This window comes from Helicobacter bizzozeronii, assembly GCF_900196775.1.
In the GTDB taxonomy this organism is placed as follows: Bacteria; Campylobacterota; Campylobacteria; order Campylobacterales; family Helicobacteraceae; genus Helicobacter; species Helicobacter bizzozeronii.
The window spans coordinates 1-4,362 of record NZ_FZLB01000118.1; the positions used below are offsets into that span (position 1 = coordinate 1).

The following is a 4,362-nucleotide window of genomic DNA, read 5'->3' on the forward strand; positions in this document are numbered from 1 at the left end:
ATGCCCCAACCCCAAGGGTATTACCCCTTGATTGCAACACAAATATTAGCACAGCCATGCTGGTGCTAGCCTTATATCCCCATAGCTAAAGCTAGGGGCTTTACGGCGTGGCTGGTAAATTAGCAGCGTGCTGAAAAAGCCTAGAGAGATGGAAACGGGCAATTTTTCTTTAATCAAGTCAATCACGCTGATTTGGCGGTAAAAACTCTGCCCAAAGTCAAACAAGAGGTATTTTTTGAGCATAGTAACATAGCGTTCCCACAAGGGTTGATCAAAGCCATAAAGTTTAGTGAGCTCGGCATACAGCGCGCTATCTAGCCCTTGTGCGCCCTTGTAGGCACTCTCATTGACCTGTTTTAACGAGGTGTTGTTGCTCTCTTGGTTGCTGGCATTGCTGATCTTAGCCATCATCTGCTCGACTGGCCCGCCCGGCGCACTTTGGATAATGAAAAAATTGAGCGTGATAATACCCCATAAAGTGGGGATGATGAGCAATAAGCGTTTGAGGATATAGGCAAACATCAAGGACCTTTAAGCTCTCGATCCCACCACAAATAGGGCGAGAATCCATAGGGGGGGCTAGCTAGCATGCCAATTTTATTCCAGTAGGCGATTCTAAAGTTGGAGGAATGGAAATGCGGGATCACATAAAACCCCCACAACAGCACGCGATCCAATGCCCGCACGGCTGCAATTTGGCTGGAGCGATCCTTAGCACTAATCACTAGAGAAATCAGATCATCAATGACGGGGTTAGCAATGCCTGCGTAGTTGCGACTCCCATTTTGCTTGGCACTGGCACTCCCCCAGTAATAGCGTTGTTCGTTGCCCGGGAACAAAGATTGCCCGATATTGCCCACGATCATGTCATAGTCAAACTTTTTAACCCGGTTGGCATATTGGCTCAAATCCACCTTTTGAATCTGCATGGTGATCCCCAAAACCTTTAGATTTTTGGCATAGGCAAGGGCTAGGCGTTCAAAGGCTTGGTTATTCAGCAAGATACTAAAGATAAAGGGTTTTTGAGTCTTGGGATCGATGAGCTGGTTGTTACGCACCACAAAACCGGCTTGCTTTAGGAGTTTTTGGGCGTATTTGAGGTTTTCGCGCCGATTACTCCCCAATCTGTCCGCCCCATTGGTGGTGGGCACTAAATAGGGTTTAGTGAAAATGCGTGGGTCGTAGCCCTCTAATTCTGGTTTGTAGCGATCCAAAATCGCCAGTTCCTGCCCTTCAGGCAAGCCCCTAGAGGCAAAGACAGAATTACTAAAATAACTCTTGGTGCGGTTGTATTGGGAAAAAAAGAGGTTGCGATTCGCCCATTCAAAATCAAAGGCATAAAACAACGCCTCCCGCACACGGGGGTTTTTAAACATCTCCCGGCGGGTATTCATAAAAAAACCCTGCATGCCCCCCGGCAAAGCGTGTTTGAAAAGTTTTTTGATGATCTTGCCCTGCTCAATGCCCTTGCCCACATACCCCCTAGCCCAAACCTTTGCGGTGCTCTCAAAACGCCAATCATACGCCCCGCTTAAAAACGCCTGCAACGCCACCGAGTCATCTTTGTAATAGTCAAAAGAAACCCGATCAAAGTTGTATTGCCCCTTTTGGGGGGGCAAATCACGCGCCCAATAGTCTTTATTGCGTTTATAAGTGATCTTTTTACCCACCACAAAGGATTCAACCACATAGGGTCCGCTAGAGACAGGCACTAACAAAGGGTCTTTATCAAAGCCATGTTTTTCAAAAAAATGTTTGGGGATGATTTGGAGTTGCCCTAAGATCAAGGCTAATTCGCGATTTTTGGTGTCTTTAAAGCTGAATTTGACATGGTAATCATCTAAAACAACCGCTTCTTGCACATCCCCATAATATTGCCTAAAAACCGGGCTCCCCTTTTGCATGAGTGTATCAAAGCTGTATTTGACATCGTGCGCGGTGATCTTTACGCCATCGCTAAATTTGGCACGTGGATCGATCCCAAAGATCACAAAGCGGTTTTGTGGATCAACTTGAATATCATTGGCAATTAAAGCGTATTCGGCATAAGGCTCGTCCAAACTTTGGGCTAAGAGGGTGTCATAGACCAACTCTAGTCCGCTTGCCTTTGTGCCCTTCAACACAAAGGGGTTGAGGCTATCAAAAGTCCCCAAAGCGTAGTTTCTCAAAGTCCCGCCCTTAGGGGCGTTGGGGTTGGCATAATCAAAATGCGTGAAGTTATGTTGGTATTTGGCTGGCTCGCCCAAAGAGATAAAGGGCGTGGCGCTCAGACCTAGCGATAAAAGCAAAGTTAAAAACAAAGCGATCACAAGAGCCCCATCAAGCTTTTAGCGTGTTGGTAGGTTTGTTTAGCTATGGGCTTGACTTGCTCTAAGCCCTTTTGCAAGATACCCAGCACATAGGCTGGATCGTTTTGGATTTGGGCGTATTTTTCTTGAATGGGTGCTAGAGTGGCGATTAATAGATCAATCAAGGCTTGCTTGAACACCCCATAGCCCTTGCCCTCAAATTCTAGCTCGACTTGGTTAGGGCTCTTTTGGCTCAAAATGCTATAAATGCCCAATAAATTATAAATCCCCGGACGGGTGGGGTCAAAAACCAAAGTGCCTAGCGAGTCGGTGGTGGCTTTTTTGATCTTTTTGGCAATCACATCGGGAGTATCGAGCAAAAAGAGCGCATGGAAAGCCCCTTTATGGGATTTACTCATTTTGACTAACGGATCATCTAAGCCCATCACCCTAGCCCCACTGCTAGCAATCAAGGGTTCAGGCACTTTAAAGCACTCCCCAAAATCGCGGTTAAACTTGATTGCCAAATTGCGGGCTAGCTCCAAATGTTGCTTTTGATCCTCCCCCACGGGCACAGCATCGCTTTGGTAAAGCAAAATATCAGCTGCCATCAGCACCGGATAATTAAACAACCCCACGCTCACACTCTGCGCCTTTTCGCTTTTGTCCTTAAACTGGGTCATGCGGCTAAGTTCGCCCATGCCCGCCACGCAATCTAATAACCAAGTGAGCGCGCCATGTTCGTTGATTTGGCTTTGCACGAATAGGGCGGATCGTTTGGGATCAATCCCACAAGCTAGCAACATGCCCGCCATCTGCAGGCTTTGCTCTTTTAAAAGGGCGGGGTCTTGGGGCATGGTGATCGCATGGGAATTGACAATGCAAAAAATATTCTCATAGTGATCTTGGAGTTCCACCCAGTGCTTGATCGCCCCTAGATAATTGCCCAAATGCACCCCCCCAGTGGGCTGAATCCCTGAAAATACCCGCTTTTTCACCGCTTTTCCCCCACCAAAAACACGGCTTCATAGCTTAAAGATTCATAGGGGGCGTTGCACCTCAAGGCTTTCGCCTTGCTAAAGGGCAAGCCCCCACCTAGCAACCCCCCTAATTTGAGCTGGTCTAAAAACGCCCCCCGACTCTTAAAAGTTTGCTTAAAATTTTCCACCCACATTTGACTCACAAACCCCTTAAAACTTTGTTCTAAAATGTTACAAACCTCTTCTTTGTCCCTTAAGGGCGAATGCGTGCCCAAAAAGGCATGCACTTCTTGCAGACTCGCACTGGTGTGGATTGCCAAAGCCACTTGCTGGCAACTTTGCGCCAAATGCCCACACACGCCCGCTAAATCGCGCGCCCATTGCAAGGACGAACAAGCAATGCCCAAATCGCACGCCCCCCAAGAATGGCTTTCAAAATCCCCACACACCAAGCGCACATGCCCCACCCCCTCCATGCGCTTAGGGTGTTGTGCCAACATCTCAGCCGATCGATCCAAGCCCACAAACTCCCCCACAGCGATTTTAAAATGGGGCAATTGTTGCAACACATTGCCACTCCCACAGCCCAAATCCAATACCCGGGCATAAAAACACCCCGCCAAACCCGCCAAGAGCCTAGCGATGATTTGGTTTTGCACGCTGGAATAAAGGGCATAACTTGAAGCCACCCGATTAAAAGAGTGGCGCGCGATCCCACACATACCGCCCCTTGTTAAAGCCCCAATTTTAATAAAATTTTGCTAAAATAGCCATTTAATCATGCTTTGGGAGTTCTAGGTTGAGCGGTCTGTTCTTGGTCTTGCAAATTATCTTGGCGGTCATTATTGTCGTGGTGGTGTTGTTGCAAAAGAGTTCCAGCATCGGGCTAGGGGCTTATAGTGGGAGCAACGAGTCGCTTTTTGGGGCTAAGGGTCCAGCGAGCTTTTTAGCCAAATTAACCATGTTTTTGGGGTTTTTATTTTTGGCAAATACCATCGCTCTAGGCTATTTTTACAACAAAGAATATAATATCAGCGTGCTAGATAGCACCAAAAATTCCCCCCTAAAAGCTACCCCCCTAGTCCCCCAAAACC

The 4,362-nt window shown here is 47.5% G+C and carries 4 protein-coding genes and 1 pseudogene; 1 reads left to right on the top strand and 4 read right to left on the bottom strand.

Annotation, left to right across the window (positions count from 1 at the left end):
* Positions 1-114: 114 nt before the first annotated feature.
* The 4 genes and pseudogenes from C5684_RS08970 to C5684_RS08985 form a co-directional block, all read right to left on the bottom strand.
* Positions 115-522: pseudogene (locus C5684_RS08970) on the bottom strand (microcin ABC transporter permease); the annotation flags it as partial.
* Entirely contained in the window at positions 522-2,309 is a 1,788-nt protein-coding gene (locus C5684_RS08975; protein WP_199764546.1) for an extracellular solute-binding protein, read from the bottom strand. The pseudogene C5684_RS08970 and the gene C5684_RS08975, both read right to left, overlap by 1 nt.
* Entirely contained in the window at positions 2,306-3,286 is a 981-nt protein-coding gene (gene trpS, locus C5684_RS08980; RefSeq protein WP_104640091.1) for a tryptophan--tRNA ligase, read from the bottom strand. Before trpS ends, C5684_RS08975 begins: the two co-directional genes overlap by 4 nt.
* Positions 3,283-3,990 (bottom strand): methyltransferase domain-containing protein, encoded by a 708-nt coding sequence (locus tag C5684_RS08985; RefSeq protein WP_104640092.1) that lies wholly within the window; start codon positions 3,988-3,990, stop codon positions 3,283-3,285. The genes trpS and C5684_RS08985 overlap by 4 nt, the downstream gene beginning before the upstream one ends.
* Positions 3,991-4,067: 77 nt before the next feature.
* Between C5684_RS08985 and secG the strand changes: the two genes are divergently transcribed.
* The coding region (gene secG, locus C5684_RS08990; RefSeq protein ID WP_104640093.1) for a preprotein translocase subunit SecG at positions 4,068-4,362 on the top strand (295 nt) is incomplete at its 3' end.

Bases quoted from the DNA above. Each gene is read 5' to 3' on its own strand.
- C5684_RS08985 (WP_104640092.1), bottom strand. From the start codon at position 3,990: ATGTGTGGGATCGCGCGCCACTCTTTTAATCGGGTGGCTTCAAGTTAT.